Raw genomic sequence first — 20510 nt, 5'->3', positions numbered from 1 at the left:
TGGCGATCCCGCCACTGTCAGCGACGCCGGCCGCGGGCGAGCCTGGTGGCGAAGGGAAGGGACATCACTCATGACTCGCATCGCCATCAACGGATTCGGCCGCATCGGACGCAATGTGCTGCGCGCACTGCTGGAACGCGACAGCGCCCTCGAGATCGTCGCCGTCAACGACCTGACGGAGCCCGCCACTCTCGCCCGGCTGCTCGCCTACGACAGCACGGCCGGCCGGCTCGGGCGCCCGGTGACCGTCGACGGGGACGCCCTCGTCGTCGACGGCCGTCGGATCACGGTGCTGGCAGAGCGCGAACCGGCGCTGCTGCCGTGGGCCGAACTCGGCGTCGACATCGTCCTGGAAGCCACCGGCCGCTTCACCTCGGCGAAGGCCGCCCGCGCCCACCTCGACGCGGGCGCGAAGAAGGTACTCGTCAGCGCGCCGTCGGACGGCGCCGACGTCACGCTCGCGTTCGGGGTCAACACCGACGCCTACGACCCGGCCGTGCACACGATCGTCTCGAACGCCTCATGCACCACCAACGCGCTCGCGCCGCTGGCCGCAGTCCTCGACGAACTCGCTGGTATCGAGCACGGGTTCATGACTACCGTGCACGCCTACACGCAGGAGCAGAACCTGCAGGACGGTCCGCATCGCGACGCCCGTCGCGCCCGAGCCGCCGGCGTGAACATCGTGCCGACCACGACCGGCGCCGCCAAGGCGATCGGCCTGGTGCTGCCGAACCTCGACGGCAAGTTGTCGGGCGACTCGATCCGCGTACCGGTGCCGGTGGGTTCGATCGTCGAACTCAACACGACCGTCACCCGCGACGTGACGCGCGACGAGGTGCTGGCGGCGTACCGCGCCGCAGCGGAGGGGCCGCTGGCCGGAATTCTCGAGTACTCGGACGACCCGCTCGTGTCGTCCGACATCACGGGCAATCCCGCCTCGGCGATCTTTGACTCGGCCCTCACCCGCGTCGACGGCCGCCACGTCAAGGTGGCCGCGTGGTACGACAACGAGTGGGGCTTCTCGAACCGCGTGATCGACACGCTCGAGTTCCTCGCCACCCGCTGACCGGACACCGGGGTGGTACCCCGCCTCCGGCGACCGCGCCGACCAGCACTTCCTTTGGGCGCCCTGGTTGACCAGTCGGGCAACCAGAGCGCCCAGTCACAGAGGCGGGACGTGCCGGGGCCAGTGGTCTTGTTCGACTCGGCTTGGCCTGGTGACGAGTTGGAGTCAGAGAACCATCTGCGGGTCGAACTGGGGGCAGGACGCTATTCGGTTCGTGCCGCGTATGTGGAACCGAATCCGAAGACCTCGCTCAACCTGGTTCAGCTTCGGCGTCTTCCTCAGCGATCGGCCAAGCCTGTGGCCTGCAATGCCCACAGTTGCGTGAGACACCAGGTGGAGCGATGTCTCGAAAGACTGTGGGCACGTCACTGTGCGCAGCCCCGGGCGGGCCAAGGTCAGGAGAACCAGACGATGAGCCTCACGTTGGACGCGCCGTGCAGCTCGCTCAGCGTGCGCATCACGCTCCACGCGGGCCCCCAGTGCGAGGCGTCGCCGGCCACCTGCGCCCGGCTCCGTTGGCCGCAGACGTCGGTCTCCTGCCAGTCGGCAGCAAGCAGCTCTGCCCGGGTGATCCACGTACGGCCGTGCACGTTGATGAGCCCCCAGGAAGCGTGGTCGCCGGCCAGGGCCTCGGAGGCATCCACCGGGATCCCACGGTCCGCTGCAAGGGGCTGAAAGCCGTAGGTGTTGCGAATACCGAAGAGGCAGGCCAGCGCGTCGTAGGCGTTGCCGGTGTTCAGCAGCCACAGCCCAATGGCGGCGTGCCAGACGGAGTCCTCGTCGTCAGGGCCCCACAGGAGAGCGCCCGGACGGCACTCGATCATCCCCTCGATCTCGGTAGCCATGCCGAGATCCTGCCTCCTCGCTGGTAGCGAAGCACCCACTTCTTCTGACGCACCGTGATGCAGATCTTGCTTGCAGTCGCTCGGCGCCGGCTGGCTGCCCTGCAGGCCGAGCTCGCCCGAGGCGCGGGTGCCATACCGGTCTCGCAGCCCGTGCAGATGGGACGACCGGGCCTGTTCGCCCAGCGCCGCCCGTAGCTGCCCTCCGCTCCGGACCACCCGTCCATCACGGCCCCCGCATTCGTCCTCCGGCTCACGACGCGATCGCTAGTGACCCGTCCTGCGGAGCCACAGCATCGTTGTGACAAGCTCTTCGCCGAAGTCCTCGCAAAGCGCGAGCAACTCCCGACCGGTGGACGAGTCCAGCAGCCCTGCGGAATCGGGGAGAGCCCGGAGAACACCGTGGCAGGCGGACTCGACAGCGAAATTTCGTGACCCGAAATAGCCCTCGCTCGCCAGGTCGGCGAGGTACTGGCGGTGGGCCTCCTGCGAGGGGTGGGAGTAAAACGAGCCCTCGACGAGGTCGTCCAGGTAGTTCGCCAGGCCGGCCGAGGATTCGACCACTCGCTCTGCTTCGTCCACGCCAGGCCTGTCCAGCAACTCTCCGAAAGCCAGCAGGCTGCTGATGGTCTCCAGTTGGAAGAGCTGGACCGTGTCCGGGTCCACTTCAGACATGAAGAGCGGGGCGGTGCACAGCTCGGCGATTGCTCGCCGGTATGCGTGATCCGACTGTTCACCAGCAGGTGATGCTGCCAGTCGGAACAGCGACTCCAGCGCAGCCTGGTCGACGCCCCACTCTGCATCGAGCTCGAACGCGAGTACTGGCGCACGCCACCGCCACAGGGCCAGGACGGCAGCCTGACGCTGGTAGGCGGGCTTGAGGTCCACCAACCGCTCGATCTGCACCACGTCCTTGAGCCGACCCTTCTGATCTACCGATCCTCACCCGCCCCCTTCACCACCGGACATGGTAGAAGCTGCCGAAGGACCAAGCGATCACATGGAAAGCGCCTCACCTCCGAGCCAACGCCAAAATCGGGCATACCGGTTCAGAATGCCCTCTCGAATCCGTGGCATTTCCTCGCGAGGGCGAGGTCGAGATCAGGCGGCTTGTCCGAGTACACCACGCTGAGCCCTGAGTATGAGGGCTACCGGCGAGCCCAGGTTGCGCACCGATGATTTTCCCGCGCCGCGCTGGTCTATACGCCGTACCCCACGGACGGAAGGCTGGGCCATGCGGAAACTGATCTACGGGATGAACCTGACCCTGGACGGCTACATCGCCGCGGCCGGCGACGACATCGGCTGGAGCGGACCGCCGAGCGACGAGCTGTTCCAGTGGTGGCTCGAACACGAGCAGGCGAGTGGCCTGTCGCTGTATGGGCGCAAGCTGTGGGAGACGATGAGCTCCTACTGGCCGACCGGCGACCAGCAGCCGGGCGCCACCCCGGCGGAGATCGAGTTCGCGCGGAACTGGCGGGACACGCCGAAGGTGGTGTTCTCCTCGACGATCGACAAGGTCGACTGGAACACCCGCCTGGTCACCGGCGACTCGATCGCCGAGATCACCCGGCTCAAGGCCGAGGACGGCGGCCCAATGAACATCGGCGGCGCAACGCTCGCCGGGGCGGTCATGCGCGCCGGGCTAATCGACGAGTACGCGATCGCCGCCCATCCGGTCCTGGTGGGCGGCGGCACGCCGTTCTTCACCGCGCTGGACAGCTGGGTGAACCTGAACCTGGTGGAGACGCGGACGTTTCCCGGCGGCGTGGTCCTGACCCGGTACGAGACGAGGCGCTGAACAGAGTATTTTGGGCCGGACAGGCGCAGCAGGAGGCGCACGGTGGGTTCGGTGACCCACCGGGGGCCGGGTTCGTCCCGATGCCCCGACCAGCCCGGACCTGCTGTTCTGGCACGTCTACGGGCGAGGCTGCAGCGCCGACCAATTCAGGCTGGCGGCCCCACTCCTCGTCGCCGTCCTGGAGACTGGGCGCACGCCGTGGACCGCCGTGCTGGACACGATCCGGCTGGGGCTGGCCGACGACGCCACCGCAGTGACCGCCGCACCGCAGCACATGGACCCGCGGGGGGAGCGAGTGGTCCACCCCGCCCGGCCCATGCGCTTCGTGGCTGCTACCCGCCGGTCACCGTCGTGATTCCCGTGCCGCTGATGGAGTAACTCGCCTTGCCCTTGCACGGGCCGAGCAGGACCGCGCTGCTGTAACTCCCGCTATGCGTACTGCCGTTGCCCTGTGGGTTAGGGAAATAGGCTTGGGTGCGCGGGATCGAGTTGCAGTCGGCGACGCGCAGGAAGTACTCGACGAACAGGGTGCCGGTGGGCTTCAGCAGGCCCGCGGACGAGGAGACCGTCCAGCTGCCGATGTGCGTGACTGTGCCCGTCACCGTGTCGTAGACGATGCCCTCCCACGTACTGCCCCCGATGTTCTGGACCTTGAGCCGGTACTGCCGCCCCGCCTGGTACGGGTAGGTGATGGCGCAGCTGACGCCCTCTCCGCCGTCGGCTCCCGGAGTGCGGTTGGGGTCGGTCGTGGACATGCCGGCTCCGAAGATGCTGAACAGCGCGAGGTCGGCGGCGCCGGGGCGCGGCTGCAGACCCATGTAGCCGACCTGGCCGTTCTTCAGGTAGAAGGCCTGGGCGAAGAAGACGGACTTCGTGTCGGGCTGGCTGTTCACGGTGATGTGGTAGCTGATGTCGGACAGTCCTGCGGACGGAGCACCCGCGATGCTGTGGTACGCGTTGATCATGTGCCCTGGCGTGACCGCCGCCGAGGCCGGCGCCGCGGCTTGCAGCAAAGTCGCCAGGGCTCCCAGGAGGACCCCCGCCCCGAATCTCCAGCGGTGCGACGAGAACAACCGGGGCACCTTCTGGCAGGTACTGCAGTTCGGCGTCCAGAACCTCTACGACCCCGAGCTGGACGAATGGCTGGTCATGGACACGTTCGAGCACCGCCCCGGAATCGTCACGCTCCCCCAGCGATGCGCACCGCCCCACTGAGCACGGCCCCGATCCATCAAAGGCGCCACGCCGCAGCACCGCAGGCGGTCTGATCGGCAGCCGTGCCACCACCATTCAGCAGCAGGTACGGACGGGGCCACCGGAGGCGGGGTGCTCATGAGGGGGCGGCCTCCGAACCGAGTGTCGGTCTCGTCAGCGGTGGTGGCGTCTAGACCGTCCATGAGGGCGGCGACCCTGCAGCAGTGGTCGTGCCCTACACCTTCTACGAACCCCAGCCGTTGGCCGCAGTCACCTAACCTGCGGCTCCGCGAGAAGAACGACTCGATCAGCCTCGACATCAAAGCCGAGCACTGGATGGCCATAGTCACCCTCCGGATCCATCAGCACCGGCTTACCCAACCGCCGCCCGATCTCCCGAAGGAAGCCACAGAACACATCAAGTCGCTCCTGACCCTGCAACTCCCGCAGGTCGATGTCGAAGTCGACCTCATCGTCAGCATGGAAGCGAAAGATCGCCAGCACATCGGCAATCGGCCAGACTCGCAGGTCCGGGCGCTCGGCATCCGCCGGGCGGGACAGCACGGCCTCCGCTCGGGGCACCGGAAGCACCATCTCGCCTTCGGAGTACTGGCACGTCCACCCTCTCTCAGAGACAAGATCGAGGACTGCCTGCCAGTCCTTCACCGACGCATCTGGGACACGCACGTCCGGCAGCGACCCCATCAAGTCCGGGTCGAAGAAGCAGCTCACGTCATCCCACAGCAGATCAGCCACACCGCCATGCTGCCTGTCCCCAGGGTTCAGCGCAGTCCCGTTTCCCTTGACCAAAGACATAGGGGCACCACCGCTGGCTCGACAACGAGCAGGCCACGCGCACCCAGTGGCGGGACCTCGTCGTCAGGCCGCAAAAACCTGCTGCGCGACGCGCAATAGCGAGCGCGCGAAGAGCAGCATCCTGCACGACCGTCCCATCGCGCTCAATGGCTGCGGCCCCGTTCCGTCGCACGCGCGCCATCCCTCCAACCCCAAGTCGACGACCACGAAAGCCCGTTACCGGCCCGTGCTCCCCGCCGCGGGTGGCCGCGGCCATGTTCAGGGCGGCGACGACCAGGCCGGCGTCGTGTCGCTCTCCCATCGCATAGCCGACCAGGCGGCGGGAGAACAGGTCGATGACCGTGGCCATATACAGCTTGCCCTCGCCGGTCTCGATCTCGGTCATGTCCCCGGACCACACGAGGTCGGGCGCCTCCACGGTGAAGTCGCGGCGCACGAAGTCCGGGCTGGCCGGGCGCCTGCCCGGCCTGGTCAGCCCACGCCGTCTGCGGACCGTGCGGCCCGCCAGGCCGAGCTCGGCCATGATCTTCGCGATGGTGTTCACCGCGGCGCGCCGGCCCTTGCGAACCAGCGTGATCCAAAACCCGACTGGAAGGCCGAACCGCGTGCCGAGAAGCGGGCCCGCCTCATCGCAGAGACGGCAGGAGCCAAATGAACTACACGGATCCTCTGGAGGGCACCTCGGTTTGCGACCGGGCACGTCAGTGACAGGCCCCGGGGCCACCCCGCGCGAGCGGTGCTGCTCTGGGCGAAGTGGCGCCGGGGATGCGGGCGTCAGGTGGCGGTGGGCCAGGTCCGTAGCAACTCGGCGATCTTCCCGGCAGTGCAGGCGGGCTCGAGGAGCAGGTCTTTGAGGGCGATGGCGTCCTCGCGCGCGGGCTTGACGGGAATTCCGACGGCGTCGAGGTACATGACTCCCGTAGCTGCGGCGACAGCCAGGTTGGAGCGCTCCAGCCAGCGGCACCGGCCCAGGCTGTGGACCAGGGCGGCGGCTTTGGCGTAGGGGCCTTCGTAGACGGCCTGCTCGAACAGCTCGGCCCGGTGACGGGCCACCGCCGAAACGGGAACGCCATAGTCATCGGGGGCCGGATCGTTCACTCCGGCGGCCTCGGCGACCTGCAGGATCCACGGAACGTCGATGTGGAGCTCCATCGGCCCAAGGCAGACACCGTTCCGCCAGTCGTCTTGCCACGAGCACCGAGAAGGGAACGTCCGACACCTCCGCACAGTCCGTCACAGTGGCTGGCCGAATCAACGCGCCTCGCTGCATCACCATGACCACGGACCTCGAGCCTGGCTTCAGCCCGCACGCATCCACGCGCCGCGGGTCACCTATACCTCGGTGCACTTCGGCCACCCGGTCACCACGCTCGACGCGTCGGGAAAGCGGCAGTGCGCACTGGCATCATCGAAGCGGCTCAAGATGCCGGGACGTGGCTATCGAACTTCCTGACGATTTGATTGAGCAGCAGCGGGCGGCGAACGAAGAGCATGTGAAGCTCCTCGAACTGCAGGAACGATTCACGCGCCCGGAAGGCGCCGAGACCTCGGTCCCCGCCACCTACTGCCGGGTCTGCATGCTGCGGTCACTGCCCACGCGGAGGCGTCCGGCCAGTCGCGGTACGACGTCGAGATGGCACTCAAGAAGCAGGTCGGCACACGCAACTGGCCGGCGAGCCCCGCCGCAGCACCTCCCACCTTGGCTGGGGTTACGTCCCCTTGCCCGTCCCACTCTCCGCGCGCGGATCATTGGTGAGCTATCCTCCGCGCATGCGCGGACAGTTCACCGGCTGGCCGGAGCAGGCCATGGACGTGTTGTGGCAGCTCCAGGGCGAACCTACCCACGCGACCCGCGAGCGCTACCGCGCGGACCGCGAACGCCTGGTCCGGCAGCCGATGATCGCCCTGCTCAACGAGATCGCGGACACCGATCCCCGGTACGAGGACTTCTCCGTCTGGCACTACCGCACCGACTCCTGGTGGTGGCAACACCAGGGCGCGGTGATCCGACTCGGCCGCAAGATCGAGATCAGTCTCCGATTCGCCCTGGACGGCTTGCGGATCCAGGGCGCCTGGTGGTACCCCGATCCCGGCCAGGTGGACATGTTCCGCAAAGCCGTGGCCTCTGAGGGGAGCGGCCGTGAACTGTTCGCCATCGTCGAGGACGTGCGGAAGAAGGGCTACGACATCTCCGGGGACGTGATGAAACGCCCCCCGCGCGGCTATCCGACGGACCACTCCCGTACCAACCTGCTGCGCCACCGTTCGCTGATCGCTGCCCGCCCCCTCGGCTGCGAGGAGTGGCTGCACACCCCCGAGGCAGTCGACCGGGTCCTCTCGGCTGCCGCCGACCTGGACGCCCTGCTGATGTGGCTGGTCCGCCACGTGAAGCGCGCCGCCTGACATCACCTGGGGCACGATCGAAGACGGGCCCCGGACCGAGAGCCCGGGAGATCACATCCAGCAGGAGTTTGGGAATGCAGGCGCGGACCGGGGCAGTGCCCCCGCGCAGTGCGATGTAGCGGTCGAACATCCGGCGGCAGGCCCCCGCGTTTCCCGCCATACGGCACCGCCACACAGCCGACCGCACCGCCGTCCCAGATGATATTGGGCCGTGAGACCTCGCAGGTCAGCGATCTGTCCACCCGGAGCGGCCTCAGTAAACCTGGCGGGAATGCACCGAGAGCCGAGACAACCAGCAGATGAAGCAGCGTGAGACACCGCGAGAAGTCGCAGGTCACAGCCTCGGCGTATGCAGCAAAGCGCGACACCCTACAACCAGGCCATGGCGAATGAGGCCGGGCGGCATGCGAGCACGCCAGCATGTAGTCCCCTGACGTACGCATGGCCCGGCCTCACGGGAGGACCGGGCCATGGCCGGCTGTTCGCGCACGGCTGCAGGGGCCGTGAACGCCGTCACGCCGGGAATACTCTGCAGCCTTGCACGCCCGCGGCCTCAGCGTGGCCGGTTCGGGGAATCGTTCAGGTCTGGCCTGACGAGGACCATCTCGCTGAACTCCTCAGTGAGGCCACCGAGATCCAGGACGCGTAACCCGGTCTGCCCAAGGTCTGAGGTTCCCCCCGTTGCTCGGGAGTTGCTGATCAGCTGGTCAGAGCGGGGATCACCTGGCTGGACGCGCAGAGGGTCTGAGCACCCGCATGGTGCTCGAACTCGCTGGCGGCCGCCCGGCTCACCCCGATCGGCGGACCACCGTCCCCGGCACTGACTTGCAAGAATTGACGGGTTCGCCCTCCCCGTACGGTCGTTCGACGTGAGGGGGCTTTCGTGCCACTGGGGGGCACCCGACCCTCGCGCAGTCACCCCACCGACGCCTCGAAGACCGCCTTCGGCCCGGCTGGTCGCGTCGGTGCGGGAGGCGGCGAACCATCGACTGTGGGACAGCCTCTACGTGCTGCTGAGTACCGGAGAGCGGGCGGTGCTCGATTCCCTGTTGACCGTGCTGCCGGGGGCGCGGGGTGTCGGAGCTGGACTCGACGCCGACCAGCTGTTCACCTTCGTCTAAACACCCACCCGGAAACCAAAACCCACAACACATACGAGGAAGAGGACCATCTCAATGAAAGCCATTGTGGTAACCGACCAGGCCGCGGGAACGGCCGGGATGACGCTGACGGAGCGGCCTGAGCCGCGCGCATCGATCAACGACGTCATCGTTCAGATTCATGCATCGGGCTTCGTCCCGACTGAGATGGAGTGGCCATCGACCTGGACCGATCGTGCCGGCCGTGACAAGACACCGTCGATCCCCGGCCACGAGCTGGCCGGAGTGGTCACCGCCCTCGGCTACGGCACGACGGGACTGTCGGTCGGGCAGCGGGTGTTCGGCCTCGCCGACTGGCACCGTGACGGCACGCTGGCGGAGTACGTGGCGATCGAAGCACGCAACCTCGCACCGCTGCCCGGCGACGTCGACTTCACGGTAGGCGCGTCCCTGCCTATCTCAGGTCTGACCGCGTGGCAGGGGCTGTTCCAGCACGGCCGCCTTCAGTCTGGCCAGACCGTCCTCGTCCATGGCGCGGCCGGGGCAGTCGGGACGATGGTGACCCAGCTCGCACGTGAGGCCGGCGCTTACGTCATCGGCACCGGACGCGCCGCCGACCGTGAGAAGGCACTCGACTTCGGCGTGTATGAGTTCGTCGACCTCGAGAATGACGCGCTGAAAGATGTCGGCGCCGTCGATCTGGTCTTCGATGTCATCGGTGGCGACGTTCAGAAGCGGTCCGCTGCCCTGATCAAGGCTGGAGGAACGCTGGTGTCCATCGTCGGCCCGGTCGAGGCGCGACCCGCTGACGGTCTGGCGGTGGACTTCGTTGTCGAGGCCGATCGTGCCGAACTGGGTGAGATCGTGCAGCGGGTGCGGGACGGACGGTTGCGGACCAACATCGGTGACATCGCGAGCTTGGATGATGCCGTTGGTGCCCTTAACCCGACCACGCGACGCAGAGGGAAGACAGTCATCCGCGTACGCCCGTAGGCAGTGATGGCCACAGTCCGACGACGTGGCCGTCACCCTCGGCGCCATCGAGGCCAAACAGGAGCGGCCTCCAGCGCGTCAGTGTTTGACCCGGTTGCGGACGGCCAGGAGCGCCAGGCCCAGAAGGACGGGCTCGGTCACACGGGACGCCATCTCGATGTAGGCGCCGGTCGTGGTCAATTCCTGGCCGGAGGAGCGGAACACCACTGAGTTGAGGGTGGCGTTCAGCGCCTTGTCGAAGCGCTCGCCGGTGAACCGGTCCTCGGTGGGGTTGGTGCGAAGTTCTTCGTGGCCACGGGAGTGCCCTGGTCTCACGCAGTGTCGCCCGGCCTACAACCAGGTGGCTGCACGCAGATCGAGGTCGAGGACCGTGACACCGGCCATCTGCCCGGCGATGTGGCACATCCGGGTGTGAGTGGCAGCGGACTGGGGCCGGGCGAACATGGGCTGCAGTTCATCGAGGTCGGCGACCAGGTCGGCCAGTACGTCAATGGGGGCCCGGCTGCGGTAGCCGTAGGCGTACTCTTCCGCGGCCGCCTCCGGGTCGGAGAGGTCGGCGTGCGGCGGCCGAGGTGTGGTCGAAGGCGGGTCGGGTGTCGTTGAGTGCGGCGAGCGCCGGGCCGGGAATCCGACTCGGGGGACCTTCGGCGTGATCCTCACCGACGAGGTACGCCAGCGAGGGTCTCTCCTCCGCTCGACTACGAGAGGCCACGACGACACCACTGGGCTCTACGGTCAGTGGAAGCCGAGCATGCCAGGCGAGTTGATGTCGACGGTGACGACGCCGGGCGGATATCGGTGTTCGTCCTCGGTGAGCAGGATCGACATGCCGGTGAACTCCGCGCGGGGCAGGGCGCAGTACAGGGCGTGGCAGGTGTCGGGGCTGCCGTAGCCGTCGCGGATCATCGTTCCGACGGTGGCGGCGGCCATGGTGTCGAGCGGGTCGACGACGACGGAGGAGAACGCCAGGACGCGGCGGTGCATGTGTTCCTCGTCGGCTTCGGCCTGCATCAGGCTGTCACGAGTCAGGACGGGGGCTGGAGAACTGAGTCAATGACGTAGATGGTGGCGTTCGCGGCCTTGATGTTGCCGCAGACGATGTTCGCCTTGCCGTTGACCTTGAAGTCGGTACCTGAGCCCGACGTGGTCAGTTTGCTGCCTTCCACCGTCGTGAAGGAGCCCTTGGAGAGTTCGTTCGGGGTGATCTGCTTGTCCACGACGTGGTAGGTCAGCACCTTCTTCAGCTGCCCCTGATTGCTGAGGAGCGCGCCAACCTGCGACACGGTCACCTTTTGGAAGGCCTGGTCGTTGGGAGCGAAGATAGTGACGTCGGGTTTTCCGTCGAGGGTGACGCCCAGCTTTGCTCTGACCGTGGCTGAGACCAGCTGGCTGAGCTGTGGATATGCGGCCGCAGCCTCTACGACCTTGTCCCTGGCCGTGTTGGCCGTCTGGGAGAGCGCCGAACAGCCGGGACCGAACGTCCCAGACGGGCTGGGCGGCGCATCCTGTGCGTGGCTCGGCGACGCCAGACCTCCAAGCGCGAGCGGGATGGCGACCAGAGCTGCCTCGGTGGCCTTTGCTGTACGCATGCGGATAAACCTCATCGCAACCTTCCTCCCGTGGAGGCGTGAGCACTGCAGAGGTTTGGACTGCGGAAGTCTTCGTTTCCGCGGGCGGGGTGGGGCAGCTGCTGCCTCACGGCCTTGGGCCATAATCACCCGGGCTATCACCCAGCCACCCCGCGAGCATATCCGGCGGGTGCCGGTGACCGCATCTCGAAGCCCGGACGCGGTGAACGTCCCGCCCTGCTGGACCTCGGCCTACCCGGGCTCGCCGAATGGGCCGCCACGGCCTGTACAACGCCTGCGGCAAAGTCTGGGAGTAGTGCGCCGACTCGTACGCCCCGAACTATTACGCCTTCGAGAACCCCACCGGCCCCTCGCTCGGCACCACCCGGATGATTCGCGGCGGCTCGTACCTGTGTCACGCCTCCTGTTGCCGCCGTTACCGGGTGGCCGCCCGCAGCTCCAGCACCCCGGACAGCAGCACCAGCTGCCAGGGCTTCCGCCAATCAGAGGTCGGAGCGTCCCAGAGGACCGGGCGGCCATTCCTTCCGAGCCCTCGAGGGCAACGTGCCATCAGCCATACCCGGTCCTCCCGGACCACCTCACATTCTTAGGGACGTGCCATGACTCGATCCTCTCAACCGATCGAGTGATATGCCCCGGTTCTAACGGAGTCGGGTTGATGGACAATTGACGATCCAGCAGCCTTCGGAGGCCGTCATGCCCCCGCAGCTATCCGCCCGAGTTCCGCCGCAAGGTCCTCGATCTCGGCGCATCCGGAAGGAAGATCGCCGAGGTTGCCCAGCTCCTCGGCAGCAGCGACCAGACGATCTATGTCTGGCGTCGCCAACACCTCATCGATACGGGACAGTTGACCGGCACGAACAGCACCGACCTGTCCGACTCGCTGCGGCCCGCAAGCGCATCGCCGAATTGGAGGCCGAGTCGACTCCACCTAACTCGGGACAGTTCGGAGTCTCTACCGAATCCGGAACCGTTCACTGCAGAGAGTCAGATTTTGGGCTGCTCACGTCGTCCTGCGAACGGTGACGACGGGGCAGTGTGCGTGGGCCATCACGGCCTGGCTCACCGACCCCAAGAGCAGACCGGCAATGCCGCTGCGCCCACGGGCGCCGACAATCAGCAGCTGAGCCGCCTTGCTCGCCTCGAGCAGGACCTCATGCGCTTTGCCACCCACCAGGTCGCGTCTAACGGTGATGTCCGGATAAGCCTCCGTGCGGCCGGCAATCGCCTGAGCCAGCAATAGCTCTGCAGACTCAGGGGCTGTACCGGGCGAGGCCTTGTCCGGCTGCCATGCGTGAACAGCCAGGAGGTCAGCCCGGCGCTGCGCGGCTTCGGCGAAGGCGACGTTGACGGCCTCATCGCTGTCTGGCGAGCCGTCGACTCCCAGTACCACAGGCCCTGCGTCAGCGGATGTCCGGTGTTTTTCGCGGACCGTCATCACCGGGCAATGGCTGCGGGCGGCCAAGGACACCGGTGTGGATCCCAGCAGCAGGCCCGTGATGCGCCCCATACCTCTGGAGCCGACAACGATCAGGTCCGCAGCCTGCGACTCGGCCTCCAGCACATGCACCACATCACCCGTCACCACGGCCCTGGTCACCACGACCTCAGGCGCCACAACGAGGGCATGGGCCGCCGCTTCGTGGACCAGCGTCCTGGAAGCCGGGTCCGGCACCATGAGCCTCGGCTTGATCGGAACCTCAGCATGCACCACACGCAACGCCGCACCGCGCCGTGCTGCTGCTGTGGCGGCTGCTTCCACGGCGGTGAAACTCATTGACGAGCCATCCACCCCGACAACGACCAGACTGCCCATAGCCGGTTGCTCCACTTCAAGCTGTGGATTCTCAGCGTCACCCCATCAGCATGTCGCTGCAATTCTTGCGCGCCCCCACGAACCGCACGATGGTCCCCATCCGAGCCCGGCCACATCCCCACACCGAGAGCCCACGGCTCATAATCGGGCGACCTCGAGCGCCTCCCGAAGACGCGCAGCCAACAATCGGGGTTGCGACCTGGCATTCAGACGTCGGCAAGCTCTGCCTGCTGCGGCACGGGCCCGGTGAGTCTGTCGCCATTGAGTTGCGCGCCTGCACTGCCCACCGGCTTGTCGAAGCGCGTCCGGCCAGTACTACGAGGGCACCGCAGCTGGCGATGACGACCCAGGCGGAGTGGGCTGAGGTGACGAACCCAGCCCCGGATCCGGCGGTAATGATCGACCCGGTCACGGCGACGCCGACGGCCGCACCGAACTGGCGGCTGGTTGAGGCCAGTGCCCCGGCCATGCCTGCTTGGTCGGTCGGCATGCCTCACATTGCGGTGTGGTGACGGGGCCGGTCACCAGTCCGGATCCGGCCCCGAGGACGACGTAGCCGATAGTGAAGTACCAGAGCGGTGCGTGCGTCGATTCGTAGGAGCGGGCATTGACCGGATCAAGGCCCGTTGTGTCCATTTTTCAGGCAAAACAATGCCCGGCTGACCGGCCAGTTCCTGCTGTAATGAGTGGGGCAAAGAGGGTCGGAAAGGCAATCATGCGGGTGCTAGTGGTCGAGGACGAACGCGGGCTTGCCGCAGGACTCGCACACGGCCTTGCCACCGAGGGCTTCGTCACCAACATCGCCTACGACGGTGTAGACGGGCTCTGGCGTGCTGTCAACGAGCCGCACGACGTCATCGTGCTGGACATCATGCTGCCAGGACTGTCTGGATACGAGGTCCTCAAGCGGCTGCGGAAAGCCGGCGTGTGGACCCCGGTACTGATGCTCACAGCCAAGGACGGCGAGTACGACGAGGCGGACGCCCTCGACCTAGGAGCCGACGACTACCTGGCGAAGCCGTTCTCCTATGTGGTGCTCGTCGCCCATCTCCGGGCCCTGCTGCGCCGGGGGGCACCGGCCAGGCCCGCTGTGCTCACAGCCGACGACCTCACCTTGGACCCTGCATCCCGACGGTGTCACCGCGCGGGACGGGAGATCGCTCTGACAGCTCGGGAGTTCGCACTGCTGGAATTCCTGCTCCGTCACCGCGACGAGGCGGTCAGCAAGACCGACATCCTCACCCACGTTTGGGACGAGAACTATGACGGCGACACCAACATCGTCGAGGTCTACGTCGGCTATTTGCGGCGCAAGATCGACGTGCCCTTCGACCGCCAGTCGATCGACACCATCCGCGGGGCCGGCTACCGGCTGCGCGGCACGGGCCAGTGACACGATGGCCCGCCCGTTCCTGGGCCTGGTGGGGCCGCCGATCACTGCGACTGCGGCTCACCGCGGCGGCAGCATTCGTGACCACGGTGGCACTGGCGGGTGCCGCCGTGGTGCTGGTCGCCTGGCTCCGCACCAGCCTCATCAGCGGACTCGACCAGACCGCCTGGCAGCGGGCCCAAGCCGTCGCGGAGATCGTCAACTCCGGAAACCTCCATGCCAGACTGCCCTCACCCGGCGATCGTGACATCGCCGCCCAAGTCGTCGACAGCAAAGGCACGGTACGGTCCAGCTCACCGAATCTCGAAGGCAATCGGAGAGTCTTCACCTTCGCCCCATCCGCCTCGGATGAACCGCATGCCCGCAGCGTGCAGCACCCTCCCCATAGTGAGAACGGAATCTGGCGTGCTGTGGCCATCCGCGCCGGTACCCCAAGTGCCCCGATGACCGTGTACGCCGCTGTGCTCACCGAGGACGTCGACAACAGCCTCGCCAAGCTCACCAGGGGTCTGGCCATTGGCGTGCCGATGGCCGTTACCGCGCTCACCAGCGTCGCATGGCTGCTCACAGGGCGCGCTTTGCGGCCCGTGGAGATGCTGCGCGCCCAAACCGCCGAGATTACCGTCTCCGACCTCAGCCGTCGTCTCGATGTGCCCCCATCAGCCGACGCGCTGGGCCGGCTCGCCACCACGCTCAACGATTTGCTCGCCCGATTGGAGGCCTCCACGCAAAAGCAGCGCCAGTTCATCGCGGACGCGAGCCATGAGCTGCGCAGCCCCCTGAGCAGCCTGCGCACACAACTGGAGGTCGCTGCCCGGCACCCCGACTCCGCGGACTGGCGTTGCCTGGGCCCGGTACTCGTGGAGGACAGTGAACGGCTCTCCCGCCTCGTCGACGACCTGGTGCGCCTGGCCCGCCTCGACGCCCACCCACGATTCCGCAGACGGCCCGTGGATTTGGACGAGATCGTCTTCGCTGAAGTCCAACGTGCCCGTCAGCGCACGAATCTCACCATTGATCAGCACACAGTCAGTGCCGCACGTGTGGACGGCGATGTTGACGCCCTCACCCGCGTGGTGAGGAACCTGTTGGACAACGCCATCCGGTACGCCACCCTACGGATCGACGTGAACCTCGGCGCCTGCGACGGCACCGCGCAGCTTGTCGTCTCCGACGACGGACTCGGCATCCCCGGACCCGACCGACAGCGGGTTTTCGACCGCTTCACACGCCTGGACGACGCACGCGCCAGAGACACCGGCGGCAGCGGACTGGGACTGGCTATCGTCCGCGACATCATCACCGTCCACCGCGGCACCGTCCACGTCGAGGACAACGCCCCCGGCGCCCGCCTCGTCGTCCGCCTCCCCCTCACACGCCTCTGAATCGGCGCCGTCCGACGGAGCAGCATCAACGAGGTGCCTCCTTTCAACTTCGACGATCTGGTCGGGATGCGGGCCGTGGGCCAGGACCACCAGCCCGTTGGGCTGCTGTGGTTGCCCAGTGATCCTGTGGGTCGGAGCCGGCAGCATGTCGAGCGGGTGACGGCGGATGTGCCACGTCTGATAGGCAACCAATGCAGCCAGCACGCCCACCAGCACCACCGAACCCCACAGCGTGCCCAGTCCGAGTCCCCCCTCACTGACAGGCTTGGTGATCGAATCACCAGCGGCCGCGCTCAGTGGGCGGGTCAGGATGAACGCCAGCCAGAACAGCACCATCGTGTTGATGCTGGTCAAGTAGTGAGCGGCGAGCAAGAGCAGCATGACTCCGGCGATGGCGAAGAAGGCATTGCGGAATCCCAGGCCAGTGCCGTGGGACAGCCAGTCGCCGCTGGCGGTGCCGAGGGTGTTGGACACGAGAATCGCAGCCCAGTACAGAACCTCGCCCTTACGCGTGGCGATCTTCTCCACGTCGTAGGTCTGCCCGGTACGCCACCACACCAGGAAGATGATGGCCAGGAGGCTGGTCAGGATGACGGCGCCAGCTCCGTAGCCGATCCCGTTTCTGGTCACAGTCCCGGAATGGCCGACCCCGCGGTCCATGAGGTCCGAGATTGCGGTACCAACGATGCTGGTGCTGAAGATTACCGTCCAGAAAATTCCCGGATAGAAACGCTTGGCCCGCAACTGGACACCCACGATGATCACGAAGAAGGCGAAGAACACGATCGCGCAGGCGACGTATCCAAATTTGAGTTCGATCGCAAATTCATCACTGCCGGTCTCTCCGAGAGTCACAGCGACGATCTTCAGCGCCCAGAACAACGCTGTAACCAGTGGGAGCTTCCGCAGCACATACTTGGCCGAGCCTGCCACTTTAGGGGGCCGGGATGCGGTGACAGTCATGATTTCACCTGTCTCCAAATGTTCCGTTTCCGCACGCACGGATCTGATCCGGCTCACGCACCGATGCGCACAGCCTGAGAACGCTGATGTCGAAGGGGCATGAAACGGGACTGGCTAGTGTCCGACGATTCATCTCGCCGACCTCGAGTGACGCGAAACAACTCTTCCATAGCCCCGCTGAGAGCTCGCTGAATGGTCTGTACGCGAGGGCCTTCACGCGTCGCGAAAGGTGTACCCCGAGTGTTGCCTTCCGACCCAGGACGAACTGAACGAAGCCAGCCGCGGGTTGTTCGGCATCGTGGAGGCGCGCAGGGACCCTGGCGACGGCGTCGCCACAGTCCGCAGCTGGTTGGAAAGGGCAGAGGCCAATCGTGCACGCGGAGCGGAACTCATCGGCGAAGAAGCGGTGTCCGACATCATCAGGGAGCAGAGAACAGCGCTCTCAGGTTCCTGGTTGAGGGCCGCTTCACCGTCTTCCGCATGGTCTTCGAGAAGGTGTGAGGGCGCCAAGTCCGCGATCTGGCGAAGCGATACCCGCCCGCATTAGCTGACGATGCCCACGGCGGTCCCGCCGGATCGCAGGGAACCACGTGCTGGCGGTGCTGGTCCTGGATGTCTCGGTCGGTCTGGCCGCGGCCTGCCGCCCAGGACGCCGGTGTGTTCCTGGTCAGGGGCCGGAGCGCACCACGGTGACCGGACAGTGGGCGTGATGGAGGGCAGCCTGGCTGACCGATCCCAGCAGCAGGCTGGTATACCCGCCGTGTCCCCGTGCCCCGACCACCATCAGCTGGGCACCGCGCTCGCTTCGATCAGTGCCGGGCGGGTGCGCCCGCGGACCAGGCGGGGCCTCACGGTTACGCCGGGGTACCGCTCGCGGTGGTGTGCCAGGACCTCAGTGTCGTCCCAGAAAATCCGGAAGTCGGATGCGGCGGTCGTCATCCGGGCCAGCCGCTCGACGGTCTCTTCGGCGTAGACCGTGCCGTCCGGGTTGCTGTACCGTGCCCGGCGCAGGCCGCCAGCACGTCGCAGACGACGACCTCCTCCTCGGTGAGGTGGTGGACGGCGTAGGCGTTCGGCGGACGGCTTGCCGCGCGTCAGGTCCAGCGACAGACCCGATCTGCGGGGTGGCCTCTGGGGGTTTGGCAAGACACCGGCGGCCCCGATGGCCTTGGTTTCGTCGAACCCTGCCATATCTGCTTGTCGGTCAGTTCGGCGGACCACTGCTCGACGAGGTTGACTCAGGATGAACCGGTTGATGTGAAGTGCAAGTGGAATCTGGGGTGGGCCAACAGCCACCTCTTGATGAGGGGCATCAGTCCGATGCCGCGCCGTCATGCACGGCGGAGCAGTCGGCCGGTGGACACGGACTGACCGAAGGCAGGGACCTCCACCCCCGGCGGCCGGACCGGCCGCTGCGCCAGGTCGACCAAACAGCTACCCGGGTTCCGCGGCCGGCTGAGGAACACCGGTGCAGAGTTGCCCTTCCCTCAGGGCTCGCCACGAGGGAGGTCGTGTCTCGTGAGGTGCTGCGCCGCGGCGCGTCCTACGGTGCCGCGGCGCAGCAGTGATGTTCAGGAGGGGCTGGTGTGCTTCTCTTCCCCCTGGTGGTCGCTGATCGCTTCACTCGCGTCGAGCATGTGCTCGGGGGCGTTGGAGCGGTGACGGGTCAGGGCGTAGTAGGCGGCGCCTGTGAACAGCAGGCCGATGATCCAGGAGATGTCGGCCCCGCCCAGTGCTTTGGTGACCGGCCCGGTGTAGAGCGTCTGGGCGAGGAAAGGTATCTGGGCCGCCACGCCGGCGAGGTAGCAGCCGAGGGCGATGACGTTCCAGCGCCCGTACCGGCCCGAGGGGTCGTACAGTGCCGGGATGTCGACGCGTTCGCGTGAGACCAGGTAGTAGTCGACGAGGTTGATGGCGCTCCAGGGCGTGAACACCATCAGGATGGTCAGGACGAAGTTCTTGAAGTTGGTGAGGAAGTCGTCACTGGCCAGTAGGGCGACCAGGAGTGAAACGGTGATGAACGCGACGATGTAGGTGATGCGGGCCCGCTGGGAGACTTGCCGTTCCCGGGTGAAGGCGGACACGGTGGTGAGCGCCGACATGAAACCGCCGTAGGCGTTCAGGCAGTTGACGGTGAGTTTCCCAACGACGATCACCAGGTAGATCAGCAGAGCGATCACCCCGCCGCCGCTGAGGTCTCCGAGGTAGCCGACCTGGTTGTCGAGGAAACCCTGCCCTGTTGCCGCGGGAAGAGCTGCGACGACGACGCCCAGCGTCATGGACCACTGGGAACCGAGCACACTGCCCCACAGGGTGCAGTGGAACGTGGTGCGGGCCGATGTCGTGCGGGGCAGGTAGCGGGAGTAGTCGGCCACGTAAGGGCCGTAGGTGAGCTGCCAGCCCGCTCCCAGCGAGATGGCCAGCAGGAAAGTGGCGCCGTCGAACGGTTTGGCGCCGAACAGGGTGGCGACGTCCTGTGTGGCGATGAGGCGCACCGCCAGATACAGGAAGCCGATGATTCCCAGCACGGTTGCGGCACGGCCGAGGACGTGGATGTGGCGGTAGCCCAGCAGGGCGACGACCGTGGTGAGCACACCGAAGACAACGACACCGACCCATGGCGTGCCGGTGTGCAGGATCCCGTCCACGGCCTGCCCGGCCAACACGGTGCCGGTGGCCGCGAACCCGAGGTACATCACGATGACCAGGCACAGCGGCAGGACAGCGCCGAGCACGCCGAACTGAGCTCGGCTGGAGATCATCTGAGGCAGCCCCAGCCGCGGCCCCTGCGCCGAATGCAGTGCCATGACGGCACCGCCGAGAAGGTTGCCGGCGAGCAGCCCGATGACCGCCCACAGGGGATCGGCTCCGAACACGACGGCCAGCGAGCCGTTGACGATGGCCGTGATCTGCATGTTGGCGCCGAACCACAGGGTGAACTGGCTACGTGGCGTGCCGTGCCGTTCCTCGTCGGGTACGACTTCGATGGTGCGGGTCTCCAGACGCGTGGTGGGTCTGGCAGGTGGATCGAGGTGTTCCACGGGACTCCTAGCAGGAGAGAGTAATTTCCGGACCGGGGCATGCTTGACCTCGTCGTGCGCGGCCAGGGGGCGCTGCGCGACGGGGATCTTGGGCGGGAGACGTGCGAC

General features: G+C 66.7%; 18 protein-coding genes and 7 pseudogenes. 10 read left to right on the top strand and 15 right to left on the bottom strand.

The genetic code is table 11. From position 1 onward, the window contains the following. Positions 1-70 precede the first annotated feature (70 nt). Both gap and OG758_RS49270 read left to right on the top strand, forming a co-directional pair. Positions 71-1069, top strand: a complete 999-nt coding sequence (gene gap / locus OG758_RS46650; protein WP_326715469.1) for a type I glyceraldehyde-3-phosphate dehydrogenase — start codon at positions 71-73, stop codon at positions 1067-1069. A gap of 12 nt (positions 1070-1081) precedes the next feature. Beyond that, positions 1082-1303: pseudogene (locus tag OG758_RS49270) on the top strand (Imm21 family immunity protein); the annotation flags it as partial. Between the two features lie 161 nt (positions 1304-1464). On the opposite strand, the gene OG758_RS46640 reads toward OG758_RS49270, so the two are convergent. Beyond that, positions 1465-1914 carry a hypothetical protein gene (locus OG758_RS46640; RefSeq protein WP_326715468.1) on the bottom strand — a complete coding sequence of 150 codons (450 nt, stop codon included), beginning with the start codon at positions 1912-1914 and terminating at the stop codon, positions 1465-1467. Between the two features lie 264 nt (positions 1915-2178). Then, complete coding sequence (locus OG758_RS46635) at positions 2179-2820, bottom strand: hypothetical protein (protein ID WP_326715467.1); 642 nt, start codon at positions 2818-2820, stop codon at positions 2179-2181. Between the two features lie 325 nt (positions 2821-3145). Between OG758_RS46635 and OG758_RS46630 the strand changes: the two genes are divergently transcribed. After that, complete coding sequence (locus tag OG758_RS46630; RefSeq protein ID WP_326715466.1) at positions 3146-3712, top strand: dihydrofolate reductase family protein; 567 nt, start codon at positions 3146-3148, stop codon at positions 3710-3712. A gap of 332 nt (positions 3713-4044) precedes the next feature. Here OG758_RS46630 and OG758_RS46620 read toward each other — a convergent pair whose 3' ends face one another. Beyond that, positions 4045-4677 (bottom strand): DUF3472 domain-containing protein, encoded by a 633-nt coding sequence (locus tag OG758_RS46620; protein WP_326715465.1) that lies wholly within the window; start codon positions 4675-4677, stop codon positions 4045-4047. Between the two features lie 10 nt (positions 4678-4687). On the opposite strand from OG758_RS46620, the gene OG758_RS46615 reads away from it, so the two are divergent. Beyond that, a complete protein-coding gene (locus tag OG758_RS46615) occupies positions 4688-4927 on the top strand; it encodes a hypothetical protein (protein WP_326715464.1) in 240 nt (79 codons plus the stop codon). A 249-nt stretch (positions 4928-5176) separates the two neighbouring features. Here OG758_RS46615 and OG758_RS46610 read toward each other — a convergent pair whose 3' ends face one another. The 3 genes from OG758_RS46610 to OG758_RS46600 form a co-directional block, all read right to left on the bottom strand. Further along, positions 5177-5662 (bottom strand): hypothetical protein, encoded by a 486-nt coding sequence (locus tag OG758_RS46610; protein ID WP_326715463.1) that lies wholly within the window; start codon positions 5660-5662, stop codon positions 5177-5179. Continuing rightward, positions 5655-6266: a DDE-type integrase/transposase/recombinase gene (locus OG758_RS46605; protein WP_326715462.1), complete on the bottom strand. Its 612-nt coding sequence runs from the start codon at positions 6264-6266 to the stop codon at positions 5655-5657. Before OG758_RS46605 ends, OG758_RS46610 begins: the two co-directional genes overlap by 8 nt. A 230-nt stretch (positions 6267-6496) precedes the next feature. Then, positions 6497-6874, bottom strand: coding sequence for a fic family toxin-antitoxin system, toxin component (locus tag OG758_RS46600; protein ID WP_326715461.1), 378 nt, complete (start codon positions 6872-6874; stop codon positions 6497-6499). A 618-nt stretch (positions 6875-7492) separates the two neighbouring features. On the opposite strand from OG758_RS46600, the gene OG758_RS46595 reads away from it, so the two are divergent. Together OG758_RS46595 and OG758_RS46590 are read left to right on the top strand one after the other, a co-directional pair. Then, positions 7493-8125 carry a DUF2461 family protein gene (locus OG758_RS46595; protein WP_326715460.1) on the top strand — a complete coding sequence of 211 codons (633 nt, stop codon included), beginning with the start codon at positions 7493-7495 and terminating at the stop codon, positions 8123-8125. 1175 nt (positions 8126-9300) lie between these two features. Then, the gene (locus OG758_RS46590) at positions 9301-10218 is read left to right on the top strand and encodes an NADP-dependent oxidoreductase (RefSeq protein ID WP_326715459.1); all 918 of its coding nucleotides are present in this window, start codon (positions 9301-9303) and stop codon (positions 10216-10218) included. A gap of 78 nt (positions 10219-10296) precedes the next feature. Here OG758_RS46590 and OG758_RS46585 read toward each other — a convergent pair. The 4 genes and pseudogenes from OG758_RS46585 to OG758_RS46570 all read right to left on the bottom strand — a co-directional run. Further along, a pseudogene (locus OG758_RS46585) lies at positions 10297-10491 on the bottom strand (pentapeptide repeat-containing protein); the annotation flags it as partial. Positions 10492-10548: 57 nt separating this feature from the next. Further along, complete coding sequence (locus OG758_RS46580) at positions 10549-10878, bottom strand: hypothetical protein (protein ID WP_326715458.1); 330 nt, start codon at positions 10876-10878, stop codon at positions 10549-10551. A gap of 75 nt (positions 10879-10953) precedes the next feature. Next, positions 10954-11229: a hypothetical protein gene (locus OG758_RS46575; protein WP_326715457.1), complete on the bottom strand. Its 276-nt coding sequence runs from the start codon at positions 11227-11229 to the stop codon at positions 10954-10956. Between the two features lie 14 nt (positions 11230-11243). Beyond that, positions 11244-11807 (bottom strand): fasciclin domain-containing protein, encoded by a 564-nt coding sequence (locus OG758_RS46570; RefSeq protein WP_326715456.1) that lies wholly within the window; start codon positions 11805-11807, stop codon positions 11244-11246. 260 nt (positions 11808-12067) lie between these two features. Here OG758_RS46570 and OG758_RS49340 point away from each other — a divergent pair. Together OG758_RS49340 and OG758_RS46560 are read left to right on the top strand one after the other, a co-directional pair. Then, a pseudogene (locus OG758_RS49340) lies at positions 12068-12286 on the top strand (formylglycine-generating enzyme family protein); the annotation flags it as partial. 236 nt (positions 12287-12522) lie between these two features. Next, positions 12523-12675: pseudogene (locus OG758_RS46560) on the top strand (helix-turn-helix domain-containing protein); the annotation flags it as partial. 135 nt (positions 12676-12810) lie between these two features. Here the strand turns inward: OG758_RS46560 and OG758_RS46555 are convergent. After that, positions 12811-13623 carry a universal stress protein gene (locus OG758_RS46555; RefSeq protein ID WP_326715455.1) on the bottom strand — a complete coding sequence of 271 codons (813 nt, stop codon included), beginning with the start codon at positions 13621-13623 and terminating at the stop codon, positions 12811-12813. A 715-nt stretch (positions 13624-14338) separates the two neighbouring features. Here OG758_RS46555 and OG758_RS46550 point away from each other — a divergent pair. Further along, the gene (locus OG758_RS46550) at positions 14339-15016 is read left to right on the top strand and encodes a response regulator transcription factor (protein WP_326715454.1); all 678 of its coding nucleotides are present in this window, start codon (positions 14339-14341) and stop codon (positions 15014-15016) included. 77 nt (positions 15017-15093) lie between these two features. Continuing rightward, positions 15094-16398, top strand: coding sequence for a HAMP domain-containing sensor histidine kinase (locus OG758_RS46545; RefSeq protein ID WP_326715453.1), 1305 nt, complete (start codon positions 15094-15096; stop codon positions 16396-16398). A gap of 183 nt (positions 16399-16581) precedes the next feature. Here the strand turns inward: OG758_RS46545 and OG758_RS46540 are convergent. The 4 genes and pseudogenes from OG758_RS46540 to OG758_RS46530 form a co-directional block, all read right to left on the bottom strand. Further along, a pseudogene (locus OG758_RS46540) lies at positions 16582-17361 on the bottom strand (COG4705 family protein); the annotation flags it as partial. A 667-nt stretch (positions 17362-18028) separates the two neighbouring features. Further along, a pseudogene (locus OG758_RS46535) lies at positions 18029-18357 on the bottom strand (universal stress protein); the annotation flags it as partial. Positions 18358-18542: 185 nt separating this feature from the next. Next, positions 18543-18656: pseudogene (locus tag OG758_RS49265) on the bottom strand (IS630 family transposase); the annotation flags it as partial. A 276-nt stretch (positions 18657-18932) separates the two neighbouring features. After that, on the bottom strand, positions 18933-20402 hold the full coding sequence (locus OG758_RS46530; RefSeq protein ID WP_326715452.1) for a purine-cytosine permease family protein: 1470 nt from the start codon (positions 20400-20402) through the stop codon (positions 18933-18935). Positions 20403-20510: the final 108 nt, after the last annotated feature.

It is taken from the genome of Streptomyces sp. NBC_01474 (assembly GCF_035918215.1).
GTDB classification, from domain to species: domain Bacteria; phylum Actinomycetota; class Actinomycetes; order Streptomycetales; family Streptomycetaceae; genus Streptomyces; species Streptomyces aureus.
This window is presented reverse-complemented; position numbering and strand designations above follow the sequence as displayed.

What these genes read in the sequence shown, in the direction of transcription:
- gap (WP_326715469.1), top strand. Translation starts at nt 71, where the DNA reads ATGACTCGCATCGCCATCAACGGATTCGGCCGCATCGGACGCAATGTG.
- OG758_RS46640 (WP_326715468.1), bottom strand. Translation starts at nt 1,914, where the DNA reads ATGGCTACCGAGATCGAGGGGATGATCGAGTGCCGTCCGGGCGCTCTC.
- OG758_RS46630 (WP_326715466.1), top strand. Translation starts at nt 3,146, where the DNA reads ATGCGGAAACTGATCTACGGGATGAACCTGACCCTGGACGGCTACATC.
- OG758_RS46620 (WP_326715465.1), bottom strand. Translation starts at nt 4,677, where the DNA reads ATGATCAACGCGTACCACAGCATCGCGGGTGCTCCGTCCGCAGGACTG.
- OG758_RS46600 (WP_326715461.1), bottom strand. Translation starts at nt 6,874, where the DNA reads ATGGAGCTCCACATCGACGTTCCGTGGATCCTGCAGGTCGCCGAGGCC.
- OG758_RS46595 (WP_326715460.1), top strand. Translation starts at nt 7,493, where the DNA reads ATGCGCGGACAGTTCACCGGCTGGCCGGAGCAGGCCATGGACGTGTTG.
- OG758_RS46590 (WP_326715459.1), top strand. Translation starts at nt 9,301, where the DNA reads ATGAAAGCCATTGTGGTAACCGACCAGGCCGCGGGAACGGCCGGGATG.
- OG758_RS46575 (WP_326715457.1), bottom strand. Translation starts at nt 11,229, where the DNA reads ATGCAGGCCGAAGCCGACGAGGAACACATGCACCGCCGCGTCCTGGCG.
- OG758_RS46570 (WP_326715456.1), bottom strand. Translation starts at nt 11,807, where the DNA reads ATGCGTACAGCAAAGGCCACCGAGGCAGCTCTGGTCGCCATCCCGCTC.
- OG758_RS46555 (WP_326715455.1), bottom strand. Translation starts at nt 13,623, where the DNA reads ATGGGCAGTCTGGTCGTTGTCGGGGTGGATGGCTCGTCAATGAGTTTC.
- OG758_RS46550 (WP_326715454.1), top strand. Translation starts at nt 14,339, where the DNA reads ATGCGGGTGCTAGTGGTCGAGGACGAACGCGGGCTTGCCGCAGGACTC.